Below are 16,451 nucleotides of genomic sequence, written 5' to 3' on the forward strand. Positions count from 1 at the left end.
GGACCCCGCGCGGGGCACCGCCCGCGGGCTGCGCACGCTGATCGTGGGCGCCGAGGCCTGCCCGGCCGCGCTGGTCGACCGCTGGGCACCCGGCCGCCGCATGGTCAACTCCTACGGCCCGACCGAGGCCACCGTCGTCGCCACCTGGACCGGGCCGCTCACCGCGGGAGCGGGCACGCCGACGATCGGCCGCGCCCTGCCGCACACCCGGGTGTACGTCCTCGACGCCGCGCTCCGCCCCGTACCGGCCGGTGCGGACGGCGAGTTGTTCATCGGCGGCGACGCGGTGGCCCGCGGCTACCTGGGCCGTCCGGGCCTGACCGCCGCCCGGTTCGTCGCCGACCCCTTCGGCCCGCCCGGCGCCCGTCTGTACCGCACCGGGGACCGCGCGCGCTGGACCGCCGACGGGCAACTGGAGTTCCTGGGCCGGCTGGACCGGCAGGTGAAGATCCGCGGCTTCCGCATCGAACCGGGCGAGATCGAGGCCGCGTTGCGGCGCGCCGGCGCCGGGAGCGTCGGCGAGGCGGTGGTCGTGGTCCGGGAGGACGAGCCGGGCCGCCCACGCCTGGTCGGCTACGTCACCCCGGCCGGACAGGGCTCCGCCGACCCCGCCGCCCCCTCCGGCCGCCCGCACCCGCTCGACCCGGCGGCGCTCCGTGCCGCGCTGGCCGCCGTACTGCCCGCCCACATGGTGCCGTCCGCCCTCGTGGTCCTCGACCGGATGCCGCTCACCCCGCAGCACAAGATCGACCGGCGGGCCCTGCCCGCGCCGGAGCGCACCGTCACACAGGGACACGTCGCTCCGCGTTCGGCCGGCGAGCGGGCCCTCGCGCGGATCTGGGCCGAGGTGCTGGGTGCCGACGCCGTCGGTGTCACGGACGACTTCTTCGACCTGGGCGGTGAATCGATCCTCGCCGCCCGCGCGCTGGCCCGGATCCGGGACGAACTGGGCGTCCGGCTGACCGTCCGGGACGTCTTCACCGCGCGGACGATCGCCGCCCTGGCCCCCCTGCTGGGCGACCCGTCGGCCGCCGCACCGCCGGAGCCGATACCGCCGGCGCCCCGCGAGGGCGCCCTGCCGCTGTCCAGCGCCCAGCGCCGGCTGTGGTACCTCGACGACCTCACCGACGGCGGAACCGAGTACAACACCGGCGTGTCCCTGCGGCTGCGCGGCCCCCTGGACCCGGACGCGCTGCGCCGCTGCCTGCACCGCCTCGCCGCGCGCCACGCCTCCCTGCGCACCACCTTCACCACGGCCGACGGTCAGGGCGCCCAGCGGGTCGCGACGGAGCCCGACCTGCCCCTGCGCACGGCCGACCTCACCGACGTACCCGGCGCGCGCCGCACCGACGCGGCGGAAGCGCTGCTCACCGAGGAACTTGGCCGCCCCTTCGACCTGGCGGCCGGCCCGCTCACCCGGGCGCTGCTCGTCCGGCTCGCCGCCGAGGACCACCTGCTGCTCCTGGCCCAGCACCACATCGTCACCGACGGCTGGTCGGTGGGCATCCTCACCCGCGAACTCGCCGCCCTCTACCACGCGGAGACCACCGGCGAACCCGACGGCCTGCCCCGACCCGCCGTGCAGTACCCGGACTTCGCCGTGTGGGAGCGGCGGCAGCGGGCCGGCCGGGCCGAGGCCGCCGACCTGGCCTACTGGAAACGGCACCTGGCGGACCTGCAGCAACTGGAACTGCCCACCGACCGGCCGCGCCCCGCCGTGCGCACCACCGCCGGGGCGGCCCACCGCCACCCGCTCCCGGCCGGGCTGGTGACCCGGCTGCGGCACCTGGCGACGGGACGCGGCACCACGCTGTTCACCCTCTTCGCGGGCGCCTCCGCGCTGCTGTTCGCCCGCTACTCGGGACAGCGGGACGTGGCGTTCGGCACCGTCACCACCGGGCGCGGCCGACGCGACCTGGAGGACGTGCCGGGCTTCTTCGCCAACACGGTGGTGCTGCGCGGCGAGGTCGACGAACGGGCCACCGTCGACCGGTTCGTGGAGAGCATGCGGACGACCGTACTGGACGCCTTCGCCCACGACGGGGTGCCGTTCGACCGGGTCGTCGAGGAGCTGGCCCCGCCCCGCGACCCGAGCCGCACCCCGCTCGTGCAGGCCCTCGTCGTGCAGCAGAGCGCCCTGCCCGTGCCGCCCCTGTCCGGCGGTCTGCACCTCGCCGAGCACCCGCTGCCCCGCCCGGCCGCCCGCTTCGACCTCGTCCTGGAGTTCTCCCCGGCCCCGGACGGCGGCTGCGTGCTGACGGCCGAGTTCAACACCGACCTGTTCGACGCCGCCACCGTCTCCCGGCTGACCGCCCATCTGCACCGCCTGCTGGAAGGCATGGCGGACGGACCGGGCCGCACGCTCGCCGAGCTGCCCATGCTGTCCGCCGAGGAACAGCGCACCCTGGTGGACACCTGGAACCCGCCCGCCCGCCGCACCCGGGACACCCGTCACGGCACGCTGCCCGACCTGTTCCACGCCCAGGCGGCCCGGACCCCCGACCGTACCGCCGTGATCTGCGGCCCCGTCCGGCTCGACTACGCCGAGGTCGCCCGGCGCGCCAACCGGCTGGCCCGGCAGCTCCTCGCACGGGGCGCGGGCCCGGAATCCCTGGTCGCGCTGTGCCTGCCGCGCACCGCCGACCTCGTCCCGGTGCTGTGGGCGGTGCTCACCGCGGGCGCGGGCTACCTCCCCGTCGACCCCGGCTATCCGGCCGAGCGGGTCCGCCTCATGCTCGCCGACGCCCGGCCCGCCCTCGTCCTCGCCACCCGGGAGACCGCCTCCCGCCTGCCCGCCGACTGCGCTCCCCTGCTCCTGGAGGACTGCGCCGACCCGGCCGTGCCCGACACGGACCTCACCGACTCCGACCGGCCCCGGCCGCTGCTGCCGGAGCACCCCGCGTACGTCATCTACACCTCCGGTTCCACCGGCCGCCCCAAGGGGGTCGTGGTCACCCACCGCACGGTCGCCGCGCTGGCCGCGTGGACGCGGGAGCGGTTCGGGGCGGACGGCCTGTCCCATGTGATCGCCTCCACCTCCCTCAACTTCGACGTCTCCGTCTTCGAGCTGCTGTGCCCGCTGACGGCCGGCGGCACCACCGAAGTGGTCCCCGGCCTGCCGGCCCTCGCCGACGGCACCGGCCCCCGGCGCGCCGGGCTGCTCAGCGGCGTGCCCTCCGTCGTCTCCCGCCTGGTCGCGGGCGGTACGGCACCCGTCACCGCGGACACCGTCGTCCTCGCCGGCGAGGCCCTGCCCGCGCAGACGGTGCACGAGGTGCGCGCCGCCCTGCCCGGCTGCCGCGTCGCCAACCTCTACGGGCCCACCGAGGCCACCGTCTACGCCACCGCCTGGTTCGCCGGCGACCGGCTGCCCGAGCAGGCCCCGCCCATCGGCGGCCCCGTGGCACTCACCCGGGCCTACGTCCTCGACGGCTCCCTGCGGCCCCAACCCGTCGGTGTCACCGGCGAGTTGTACCTCGGCGGGGGCGGCCTGGCCCGCGGCTACCTGCACCGGCCCGGACTGACCGCCGCCCGGTTCGTCGCCGACCCGTTCGGCGCGCCGGGAGAGCGCATGTACCGCACCGGCGACCTGGTGCGCCGCCGTGCCGACGGCGCCCTGGAGTACGTCGGCCGGATCGACCAGCAGGTCAAGGTGCGCGGCTTCCGGATCGAACTGGGCGAGGTGGAGGAGGCGCTGCGCCGCTGCGCGGGCGTCGCCGGGGCCGCGGCCACCGTCACCACCGACGCCGACGGCAACCGGCGCCTGGCCGGCTACGTCGTCCCGGCCGCCGGACAGCGCGTCGAACCCGAGGCCGTACGCCGGGAACTCGGCCGTACGCTGCCCGCCTCCATGGTGCCGTCGGCCGTCGTCGTCCTCGACGCCCTGCCGCTCAACCCGAACGGCAAGCTCGACCGCGCCCGGCTCCCCGACCCGGGCCCCGTCGTGCGCGCGGTCCGGCATGTCGCGCCCCGCACGCCCACCGAGCGCGCGCTCGCCGCGATCTGGGCCGAGGTGCTGCGCGTGGACCGCGTCGGCGTCGACGACAACTTCTTCGAACTCGGCGGCGACTCCATCCTCAGCATCCAGGTCGTGGCCCGCGCCCGGCAGGACGGCCTGTCGCTGACCTCACGGGACGTCTACCGGCACCAGACGGTCGCCGCCCTCGCCCGCTGCGCCGACGCCGCCCGCGCCCCCCGCGAGGCCGCCCCCGCCCCGGCGGCGGCCACCGGCCCGGCCCCCCTGACACCCATCCAGCACTGGCTGTTCGAGACCGCCGCCGAACGCGCCGGCCACTACGCCCAGGCGCTGTCCGTCCGCGTGCCGGACGACCTGGACCCGGCGGCGCTGGAGGACGCGCTGAACGACCTGGTCGCCCACCACGACGCCCTGCGCTCCCGGTTCGTCGCCGACGGCACCGGCCCGGGCGTCCGCTGGCACATCGAGGACCGGGCGCCCCGCATCCCGCTGGCCCGGCACACCGGCCCCGATCCGGCCACCCCGCACTTCGGGCCGTTCGACCTCGCCCGGGGGCCGCTGCTGCGTGCCGTGCTGCACGACGACGCGGCCGGCCGGACCCGCGTCCTGCACCTCGCCGTCCACCACCTGGTGGTCGACGGGGTGTCCTGGCGGGTGCTGCTGGAGGACCTGGACCGCGCCTACCGGGCCCGCCGGGCCGGCGACGACGGCGCGGCGGCGCTGCCCGCGAAGTCGTCGCCCCTGCGGGAGTGGGCCCGCCGGCTGGCCGCGCACGCGGCGGACGGCGGCTTCGACGACGAACGGGAGTACTGGGCCCGAGCCGTTGCGGACACCGAGCCCCTGGTCTCGCCCAGAGGCGCGAACACCTACGCCTCCCAGCGCGCCGTCACCGTGCGCCTGACCGCCGAGCACACCTCCGCCCTGCTGCGCACCCTGCCCGACACCTACCGCACCCAGGCCAACGACGTCCTGCTCAGCGCCCTCGGCCGGGCGCTGTGCGGCTGGAGCGGCCGGGAGCGGGTGCTGGTCGACGTCGAGGGGCACGGCCGCGAGGAACTCTTCCCCGAGCTGGACATCAGCCGCACGGTCGGCTGGTTCACCACCCGCCACCCCGTCGCGCTCGCCGTCCCCGGGGACGCCGGCTGGGACACCGTCCTCAAGCGGGTCAAGGAGCAGCTGCGCGCCGTACCCCGGCACGGCCTGGGCCATGACGCGCTGCGGCACCTCGCGGACACCGGGGCGGCGCCGCCCGCCCCCCAGGCGCAGGTCAGCTTCAACTACCTGGGACGCATGGGGCTGCCGGAGGACCCCGACGGGCTCTACCGGGGCACCGTCCGCCCGCTGGAGCTGGACGCCGACCCGGCGGCCGAGCGCCCGCACCCCCTGGAGGTCGTCGGCCGGCTCGACGGCGACCGCCTGGAGTTCACCTGGTTCTACTCCGACCGTCTGCACCGGGAGGACACCGTCGCGGACCTGGCGGGCCGCTTCGCCGACGCGCTCGCCGACCTGGCCCGGCACGCCGCCCGGCCGGGAGCCGCCGGGCGCACCCCGTCCGACTTCCCGCTGGCCCGGCTCGACCAGGCCGCCGTGGACCGGATCACCGGCCCGGACCCGGCGGCGGTCGAGGACGTGTACCCGCTCACACCCACCCAGGCGGGCATGCTCTTCCACGGCCTGTCCCAGGACGACCGCGGTGTCTACTTCCAGCAGCTCACCTTCGTCCTGGACGGCGTGCCCGACCCGCGCGCCCTGGCCGCCGCCTGGCAGGACGTCACCGACCGCACCGAGGTGCTGCGCGCCGGGGTCGTCTGGCAGGACGTGCCCGAGCCGCTGCTGGTGGTGCGGCGCCACGCCTCCGTACCGGTCACCCACCTGGACTGGCGCGACCTGACCGCCGACGAGCGCCGCGCCCGGCTGGACGACGTACTGGCCCGCGACCGCGCGGACGGCATCGACCTCGGCCGCGCCCCGCTCCAGCGGCTGCTCCTCGCCCGCCTCTCCGACACCGAGGTGCGCGTGGTGTGGTCCTTCCACCATCTGCTCCTGGACGGCTGGAGCCTGTTCCAGGTGCTCTCGGACGTCTTCGCCCGCCACGCCGGCGGCGACCCCGGCACCCTCCCGGACCGCCCGCCCCACCGCGAGTACGTCGGCTGGCTGCGCCGGCGTGACCCGGGCGCCGCCGAAGGGCACTGGCAGCGCCGCCTGTCCGGCCTGGCCGAGGGCACGCCGCTGCCGTACGACCGCGAGCCGCGCGAGGCCCACCGCGCCGAGTCCACGCACGCCGTCCGGGCCACGCTGCCCGCGGCCACCAGCCGGGCGCTGGAGGAGCTGGCCCGCGGCTCCGGCCTGACCCTGAACACCCTCGTGCAGGGCGCCTGGGCGCTGCTGCTGGCCCGGCAGGCCGGCCGGGACGAGGTCGTGTTCGGCACCACCGTGTCCGGACGGCCGCCCGAGCTGCCCGGCGCCGAGGCCATGACCGGCCTGTTCATCACCACCCTGCCCACCCGCGTCACCGTCCCGGACCACGGCACCCTGCTCGACTGGCTGCGCGCGCTCCAGCACGACCAGAGCGAGGACCGGCGCTTCGACCACCTGCCGCTCACCCGGATGCGGGCGTTCACCGAACTCCCCGAGAGGGTCGGCCTGTTCGACAGCATCGTCGTCTTCGAGAACTACCCGGTGGACGACGACCTCGCCGCCGCCCACGGCCTGCGCCTGAGCGGCCTGGAGGGCGTCGAGACCACCAACTACCCGCTGAGCCTCACCGCCTACCCGGGCACCGAGCTGACCCTGCGCCTCGGCTACGACCCGGAACTCTTCGACACCGGCACCGCCGAGCTGCTGGCCGAGTACCTGACCGCCCTGCTCGCCGGGATGCCCGCCGGCTCCGGCCGCCCGCCCGCCCGGCTCCCGCTGCTCACCCGGGACCGCCGCGCACAGGTGCTGCGCGCCTGGAACGACACCGCCACCGACCTCCCGGACACCACCGTCGCGGACCTCTTCGCCGCGCAGGTGCGCCGTACTCCCGACGCGGTGGCCGTGGAGACCGGTGACGAACGGGTGACCTATCGCGAACTCGACGCGCGGGCACGGAAGTCGGCGGCGCGCCTGGCAGGGCTGGGCGTACGGCCGGAGCACCCGGTCGGAGTGCTGATGGACCGCCACGTGGAGCTGATCGTCACGCAGCTGGCGCTCGTCCGCACCGGCGGGGTGTACGTGCCGCTGGACGGCCGGGCGCCCGTCGAGCGGCTGCGCCGGACGCTCACCGAGGCCGGGGCCCGCCTGCTGCTCACCGACGCCGGGTGGCAGGAGACGGCCCGGGAAGTGCTGCCGGGGAGCGGCGTCCTGCGTGTGGACGACACCCCTGGCGCGGACGGTCCCGCGGCCCCCGCCCGCGCCGGCACGGGCGGCCCCGGAGCGTCCGTCCACCCCGACAACGTCCAGTACCTGATGTTCACGTCGGGTTCCACCGGTACCCCCAAGGGCGTCGCGGTGCGTCAGCGCGACGTCGCCGCGCTCGCCCTGGACCGGGCCTTCGCCGGGCACGACCGGGTCCTCGTGCACTCGCCGCACGCCTTCGACGCCGCCACCTACGAGGTGTGGGTGCCGCTGCTGCGGGGCGGCACGGCCGTGCTCGCCCCGCCCACCGACCTGGACGCCGCCCTGGTCCGCCGCGCCGTCACGGAGCAGGGCGTGACCTGCCTGTGGCTGACGGCGGGGCTGTTCCGGCTCCTGGCCCAGGAGGACCCCGGCTGCCTGCGCGGCGCCCGCGAGGTGTGGACGGGCGGTGAGGCCGTGCCGGGCGCGGTCGTGCGCCGGGTGCTCGACGCCAGTCCGGGCCTGACCGTCGTGGACGGCTACGGCCCCACCGAGACCACCACCTTCGCCACCCGGCGCGCCTTCCGCACCGGCGACCCGCTGCCCACCGTCCTGCCCATCGGACGCCCGCTGGACAACACCCGTGTGTACGTCCTGGACGCCGCCCTCCAGCCTCAGCCGCCGGGCGTACCGGGGGAGTTGTACGTCGCGGGCGCGGGCCTGGCGCGGGGCTACGCCGGCCGGCCCGGGGCGACCGCCGCCCGCTACGTCGCCGACCCCTTCGGCCCGCCCGGCACCCGCATGTACCGCACCGGCGACATCGTGCGCTGGAGCGCCGACGGCGAGCTGCACTTCGTCGGCCGCGCGGACGACCAGATCAAGATCCGCGGCTTCCGCGTCGAGCCCGCCGAGATCGAGGCCCGGCTCACCGCCCACCCCGGCGTCGCCGAGGCCGTCGTCTCCCTGTACGAGGACGCCGGACGCAAGCGGCTGGCCGCCCACCTCGTACCGGCCGGGAGCGGCGAGGCGCCGCCGGCCGCCGAGCTGCGCGCCCACCTCGCGGCCGGCCTGCCCGACTACATGCTGCCCGCCGCGTTCGTCACCGTGCCGGAGCTGCCGCTGACCGCCAACGGCAAGGTCGACCGGCGGCGGCTGCCCGCCCCCGACTGGTCGGCGGGCGGCGAGCGGGCCCACCGCGCCCCGCGCACCGAGACCGAGCGCCTGCTCGCCGGGATCTGGGCCGAGCTGCTGGGCCTCGAACAGGTCGGCGTCGACGACAACTTCTTCATGCTGGGCGGCGACTCCATCCTCAGCATCCAGGTGGTCTCCCGGGCCCGGGCCGCCGGGCTCGCGCTCACCCCGCGCGATCTCTTCCGGCACCCCACCGTGGCCGAACTGGCCGCCGCCGGCGGCGGTGCGGCGCCCGCCGTCACCGGCACCGAAGCGGTCGCCGGACCGGCGGACCTCACACCGATCCAGCACTGGTTCCTGGACCCGCGCCCCGCGCACCCCGACTTCTTCGACCAGTCCGTCGTCATCGAGACGGCCGGCCCCGTGGACGAGGACGCCCTGCGCCGCGCCCTCACCGCGCTGTGGACCCACCACGACGCCCTGCGCGCCCGGTTCGCCCCCGACGGTGGCGCCTGGCGCCAGGACATCGCCGCCGCCGACGCCCCGGTGCCCGACCTGCTCCAGGTCCACGGCCTGCGGGACGAGCAGCGCGTCACGGTGGCGGCCCACGCCGGACTCCGCCTCGCGACGGGCCCGCTGTTCACCGCCCGTCTCTTCACCGCCGGCGGCCCCCGGCCCGCCCGGCTGCTGCTGATCGCCCACCACCTGGTCGTCGACGGGGTCTCCTGGCGCATCCTGCTGGAGGACCTGGAGACCGCCTACCGGCAGGCCGCGTCCGGACGGCCCGTCACGCTGCCCGCCCGCACCACCTCCGTACGGGAGTGGGCCCGCCGGCTGCGCGACCGCGCCGACGTCTTCGCCGCCGCGCGCGCCCACTGGGAGGAGGCCGCCCGGCACTGCGCCCACCCGCTGCCCGTGGACGGCGACGGCGGCACCACCATGGCCGGCGCCCGCGAGGTCACCGTACGGCTGGACCGCGACCGCACCGCCGCACTCCTGCGCCGCGTCCCCGGCGTCTACCGCACCCGCGTCGACGACGTCCTGCTCACCGCGCTGGGCCGGGTCCTCGCCGACTGGACCGGACGCGACACCGTCGCCGTCGGCCTGGAGGGGCACGGCCGCGAGGACCAGCTGTTCGAGGACGTCGACCTGTCCCGCACGGTCGGCTGGTTCACCTCGCTCTTCCCGGTCGCCCTGACCGTCCCGGCGGGCGACTGGGGCACCGCCCTGAAGTCGGTGAAGGAGCAGCTGCGGGCCGTACCCGACCGGGGACTCGGCTACGGCGTGCTGCGCCACCTGGCCCGCGACGCACGGCTCACCGGCACACCCGCGCCCGGCGTCAGCTTCAACTACCTCGGCCGCTTCGACTGGTCCGCCGAGGGCGGCACCCTCGTCGGGGCCGTGCCCGGCGGCCTCGGAGGCGCGGAGGCGCCCGGCACCGAGCGGCCGCACCTCCTGGACGTCGTGGCCCGGGTCGAGGACGAACGGCTGGAGATCACCTGGCACTACAGCGCCGGACGGCACCGCGAGGAGACCGTCACCGCGCTCGCCGAGGGCATGCTGCGGGCCCTCGACGGCATCGTCGCCCACTGCGCCCGCCCGGACGCGGGCGGCCGTACCCCGTCGGACTTCCCGCTGGCCCGCCTCGACCAGGCCGCCGTGGACCGGATCGCCGGGGACGGCCGGGACGTCGCCGACATCTACCCGCTGACGCCGATGCAGGCGGGCATGCTCTTCCACAGCCTGCTGGACCCCGCCGGCCGCACCTACGTCAACCAGGTGCAGCTGGTGCTGTCCGGCGTCACCGACCCGCACGCGCTCTCCGAGGCGTGGCAGCACACCGCCGACGCCAACCCGGTGCTGCGCACCCGCCTGGTGTGGCAGGAGACCCCGGAACCGCTCCAGGTCGTCCGGCACCGGGCCCCCGTGCCCGTCACCCACCTCGACTGGTCCGGGTGGTCCGCCGACCGCGAGGCGCGCGAGACGGACCGGCTGCTCGCCGAGGACCGGCGGGCCGGCATCGACCTGGGCACCGCGCCCCTGATGCGGCTGACGCTGATCCGGCTGGCACCGGACCGGGTCCGCCTGCTGTGGACGTTCCACCACGTGCTGCTCGACGGCTGGAGCGCGGCCCAGGTCTTCGACGAGGTGTGCGAGCGGTACGCGGCCCTCGTCTCCGGGCGCCGCCCGCACGTGCCCGAGCGCCGGCCCTTCGCCGACCACCTGCGCCGGCTGGCCGGACGGGACACCGCCCAGGCCGAACGGTACTGGCGCGAGGCCCTCGCCGGGTTCCAGGCCCCCACCGCACTGCCCCGCGACCGGCGGCCCGCCGAGGCCCACCGCGCCTCCTCCTCCGGGTCGGTGCGGATGACCCTCGCCCCGGACGTCTCGGCGCGCCTGCGGGACACCGCCCAGCGAGCCGGGCTGACCCTCAACACCGTCCTCCAGGGCGCCTGGGCCCTGCTGCTGTCCCGCTACGGCGGCGGGGACGACGTGGTGTTCGGTACGACCGTCTCCGGGCGGCCCGCCGAACTGCCGGGCGTCACCTCGATGGTCGGACTGTTCATCAACACCCTGCCCACCCGGGCCCGCGTCGACGGGCGGCGCCCGCTGCTGGACTGGCTGCGCGACCTCCAGGCCGCCCAGTCCGAGGCCCGCCGCCACGACTTCGTCTCCCTGGCCCAGGTGCAGTCCTGGAGCGACGTGCCCGGCGGCACCCGCCTGTTCGACTCCATCGTCGTCTTCGAGAACTACCCCTTCGACGAGGGTGCGCTGGCCCGGCACGGCCTCGCCATGGAGCAGGAGCGGGACGTGGAGCCGACCAGCTACCCGCTCAGCGTGGTCGTCGCGCCCGGGGACACCCTGGCCGTGAACCTGGACTACGACCCGGCCGCGTTCGACGCCACGACGGTGGAGGGGCTCGGCGAGAGCCTGCGCACCCTGCTCACCGGCATGGCCGCCGACCCGGACCGCCGCCTGGCCGACCTGCCGCTGCTGGACCCGGCCGCGGGGCGCGCGCTGGTCGGCCGGTTCGCCGGAGGGGTGGCCGAGGCACCGCGCGACACCCTGCCCGAGGCGTTCCGACGGCAGGCCGCGCGCACCCCGGACGCCCCGGCCGTCCGCCACGGCGACACGTGCCTGACCTACCGGGAGCTCGACGCGCGCTCCAACCGGCTGGCCCGGCAGCTCATCGCCGCCGGCGCCGGACCCGAGCGCTTCGTCGCCCTGTGCCTGCCCCGCACCGCCGACCTGGTCGTGGCCCTCCTCGCGGTGCTCAAGAGCGGCGCGGCCTATCTCCCGGTCGACCCCCAGTACCCGGCCGAGCGCGTCGCGTTCCTCTTCGAGGACGTACGGCCCGACGCCGTGCTCACGGCCACGGAGACCGCCGGACGGCTGCCCGAGGGCCCGGTCACCCGCATCCTGCTCGACGCGGGGCCGGGCACCGGCGTGCCGGACACCCCGGTCGGTGACGGCGAACGGCGCGGCCCGCTGCTGCCCGGACACCCCGCCTACGTGATCCACACCTCCGGCTCGACCGGCCGCCCCAAGGGTGTCGTCGTCAGCCACGCGTCCGTGCTGGCCCTGACCGGCTGGGCGGCGGCCGAGTTCACCGGCCGGGGCCTCGCGCACGTGGTGGCGTCGACCTCGCTGAACTTCGACGTGTCGGTGTTCGAGATCTTCTCGCCCCTGCTGTCCGGCGGCTGCGTGGAGGTCGTCCGCGACCTGCTGGCCCTCGCCGAGCGCCCCGGACCCTGGCGGGCCGGACTGCTCAGCGCGGTGCCGTCGGCCCTGGACCGGCTGCTCGCCGAGGACGCCGTCCGCATCACCGCGGACACCGTCGTCCTCGCGGGGGAGGGGCTGCCCGCCCGGACCGTGCGCCGCGTCCGCGACGCCGTCCCCGGCACCCAGGTGCGCAACATCTACGGCCCCACCGAGGCCACCGTCTACGCCACCGCCTTCACCTGCGACCCGGCCGACCCCGACCGGGACCCGCCGATCGGCCGGCCGCTCGGCGGCGCCCGCGCCTACGTCCTGGACGAGCGGATGCGTCCGGTGCCCGTCGGCGCGCCCGGTGAACTGTTCCTGGCCGGCACCGGTGTCGCCCGCGGCTACCTGCGCCGGCCGGGCCTGACCGCGAGCCGCTTCCTGCCCGACCCGTTCGGCCCGCCCGGCAGCCGCATGTACCGCACCGGCGACCTGGTCCGCTGGACGGCCGACGGCGATCTCGTCTACCTCGGCCGCGGCGACGACCAGGTGAAGGTGCGCGGCTTCCGCATCGAACTCGGCGAGGTGGAGGCCGTACTGGCCCGGCACCCGGCCGTGGCGGCGGCAGCGGCCCGGGTGGTCGAGGACGCCGGCCACCGCCGCCTGGTCGGCTACGCGGTACCCCGCGGGACGGTCCTGCCGGACCCCGCCGAACTGCGTGCCTTCCTCGCCCGCAGCCTCCCCGACCACCTGGTGCCCGCCCTCGTGGTCCCGCTGGAGCGGCTGCCGCTCGGGGCCACCGGGAAGCTCGACCGGCGGGCGCTGCCCGCCCCGCGGTGGGCCGCCACGGCCACCGGTGAGGCGGGCCGCCCGCCGCGCACCGGGACCGAGCGCGTCCTCGCCGGCATCTGGGCCGAGGTGCTCGGCGTGCCCGAAGTGGGCGCCGACGACAACTACTTCACGCTCGGCGGCGACTCGGTCCTCGGCATCCAGATCGTCTCGGCCGCCCGCCGGGCCGGACTGGCACTGACCCCCCGCCATCTGTTCACCCACCAGACCCTCGCCGAACTCGCCGCCGTCGCCGAGCCGTTGCCGGACGGCGGGGGGCCCGGCGGCCCGGCCGCCGCCGAGCAGGGCCCGGTGACCGGCGACGCCCCGCTCACCCCCGTACAGCACTGGCTCCTCGACACCCTCACCGGCGACCCCGCCCACTTCAGCCAGACGGTCGCCTTCGAACTGGCCGCGGACCCCGACGAGGGTCTGCTGCGGGCCGCCCTGGCCGCCGTACTGGCCCACCACGACGCGCTGCGGCTGCGTTTCGAGCCGGGCGGGGACGGGCGGTGGCGGCAGCAGGGCGGCGCGCCCGAGCAGGAGGCGCCGCACCTGGAGGTGCACCGGGGGACCGCGCCGCGCGACGTGGCCGCCGCCCTCGGCGCCGGGTTCGACCTGGCCGGCGGGCCGCTGCTGCGGGCCGCGCTGTGCCGGCCGGACGACGGCGGCCGGCCGGTGCTGCTGCTGGCCGCCCACCATCTGGTCGTGGACGCCGTGTCCTGGCGGCTGATCACGGAGGACCTGGACCTCGCCTACCGCGCCCTGCGGGACGGCGAGCGGCCCGCCCTCGGCACCAAGAGCACCGCGTTCCGGGACTGGGCCCGGCGGCTCGCCGCGCACACCGCGGCCGGCGGCTTCGACGGCGAACTCGCCCACTGGCAGGGCTTCGACGCCGGCACCGCGCTGCCCGCCGACCACCCCGGCGGCGCGAACACCGTCGCCGACGAGGACAGCGTGACCGCCGCACTGGACGCCGAGGAGACGCGCCGGCTGCTCCAGGACGTGCCGGACGTGTACCGCACCCGCGTCAACGACGTCCTGCTGTGCGCGCTGGGCCGGGTACTGGCCCGCTGGACCGGCCGGGACCGGGTGGCGGTGACCCTGGAGGGCCACGGCCGCGAGGAGGTGTTCGAGCACGTCGACCTGGCCCGGACCGTCGGCTGGTTCACCGCGATGTACCCGGTCGCCCTGGACGTGCCCCGGGACGCCGGCACCGGCACCGTCCTGAAGGCCGTCAAGGAGAACCTGCGGGCCGTCCCGCACGGCGGACTCGGCTACGGCGCCCTGCGCTTCCTGCACCCCACGGCCGGGCCCGCGCTGCCCGCCCTGCCGCCGGTCTGCTTCAACTACCTGGGCCGGCAGGGCGGCACGCCCGCCCCGGGCGGCCTGCTGCACGGCCCCTACGGCGGCCTCACCGGCGGCATGGACCCCTCGGCGGACCGCCCGTACCTCCTCGACGTCCTCGGCCGGGTCGCCGACGACCGGCTCGAGTTCACCTGGTCGTACTCCCGGCAGGTGCACCGGCGGGAGACCGTCGCCCGGCTGGCGGCCGAACTGGCCGGCGAACTGCGCGCGATCCTCCGGCACTGCGCCGAGCCCGGCGCCGGCGGCCGCACCCCCTCCGACTTCCCGCTCGCGCCACTGGACCAGACGGCCGTCGACCGGCTCGTCGGCACCGGAGCCGGCGTGACGGACGTGTATCCGCTCACGCCCACCCAGACCGGCATGGTGATGCACGGCCTGGACGACGCCGAACACGGCCTGTACGTCGAGCAGATCACCTTCGTGGCCGACGGCGCCCACGACCCGGGCACCCTGGCCGCCGCCTGGCGGCACGTGGTCGACCGCACTCCCGTCCTGCGCACGTCCGTCGCCCTGCACGGCGTCCCCGTGCCGCTCCAGGTCGTCCACCGGAGCGTGACCCTGCCGGTCACCGAACTCGACTGGAGCGGCCTGCCCGCGGACCGGCGGGACGCGGAGCTGGAGCGGCTGCTCGCCGACGAGCGGGCCCGGGGTATCGCCCTGGACCGGGCCCCGCTGCTGCGGCTCGCCCTGGTCCGCCTCGGCCCGGACGCGGTGCGCGTGGTGTGGACCTTCCACCACGTCCTGCTGGACGGCTGGAGCGTCTTCCACGTCCTGTCCGACGTCATGAACGCGCACGCCGCCCTCACCCGGGGCGAGCGGCCCCGGCTGCCCGAGCGCAGGCCGTTCGCCGACTACGCCGGCTGGCTGGCCGCCCGCGACACCGGACCGGCGCGGGACCACTGGCGCGGCGTCCTGGCCGGCTTCGGCACACCGACCCCGCTGCCGTACGACCGCAGGCCCGCCCCGGGCACCACGGCCCGCTCCGGCACCTGGCTGTCGCAGCGGCTCGGCACCGAACCGACGCGGCTGCTGACGGAGTTCGCCCGCCGGCGCCGGCTCACCCTGAACACGCTGGTGCAGGGCGCCTGGGCGCTGCTGCTGGCGCGGTGGAGCGGGGAGCGGGAGGTGTGCTTCGGCACGACCGTCTCCGGGCGGCCCGCCGACCTGCCGGGCGCCGACGGCATCACCGGCCTGTTCATCACCACGCTGCCCGCCCGGACCGCGGTCGACGGCAGCGCCGACTGCGCCGGCTGGCTGCGCGCGGTGCAGGAGGCCCGGGCCGAGGACCGGCGCCACGACCACCTGCCCCTCAACGCCCTGCACGCCCTCAGCGACCTGCCGTCCGGCACCGCGCTGTTCGACAGCCTGGTGGTCTTCGAGAACTACCCGGTCGGCGACGCGACCGCCGGTGCGCACGGGCTCGCCCTGCGGGACCTGGACGCCCGGGAGGCCACCAACTACCCGCTCACCGTGGTCGTCTCGCCCGGCGACCGGCTGGCCGTCGAACTCGGCTACGACCCGCGCCACTTCGACGCGGCCACCGCCGAGTCCCTGGCCGGACAGCTGCTGCACACCCTGCACGCCCTGGCCGCCTCGGACGGCACCGCCCGCCTGGACGACATCGACGTACTGCCGCCCGGACAGCGCGAACGGCTGCTGCGCGGCCCGGCCCGCCCGGCACTCGGCCCGGTGCCCGCCGCCACCCTGCCCGCGCTGCTGGAAGCCGCCGCCGACCGGTGGCCCACCGCGCCCGCGCTCGACGCGCCCGGCACGCTCCTCACGTTCGCGCAGGCCGAGACGCGGGCCAACCGGCTCGCCCACCGGCTCATCGCCCGGGGCGCCGGACCCGGCGACCTCGTCGCGCTGCTGCTGCCCCGCTCGGCGGACATGGTGCTGGCACAGCTCGCCGTGGCCAAGGCGGGCGCCGCGTTCCTGCCCGTCGACCCCGGCTACCCCGAGGAGCGGATCGCCCTCATGCTGCGCGACGCGGCCCCCGCCCTCACCCTCGACGCCAAGGAGGTTGCGGACCTGCTCGCCGCCGTGCTGCGCCGTCGTGGTGTCGCCGCCCTCCTGGACGGCGAGGAGCAGTCGTGGTCCGAGTTCGCCCGTGAGTTCCTGGGCCGTC

General features: G+C 76.8%; 1 protein-coding gene. It reads left to right on the forward strand.

What is annotated here, in order from left to right; translation table 11 throughout:
* On the forward strand, positions 1 to 16,451 hold a 16,451-nt coding region (locus ABZV94_RS34285), incomplete at both ends, for a non-ribosomal peptide synthase/polyketide synthase (RefSeq protein WP_356347512.1).

Source organism: Streptomyces sp. NPDC004658 (assembly GCF_040609555.1).
Taxonomy (GTDB): Bacteria; Actinomycetota; Actinomycetes; order Streptomycetales; family Streptomycetaceae; genus Streptomyces.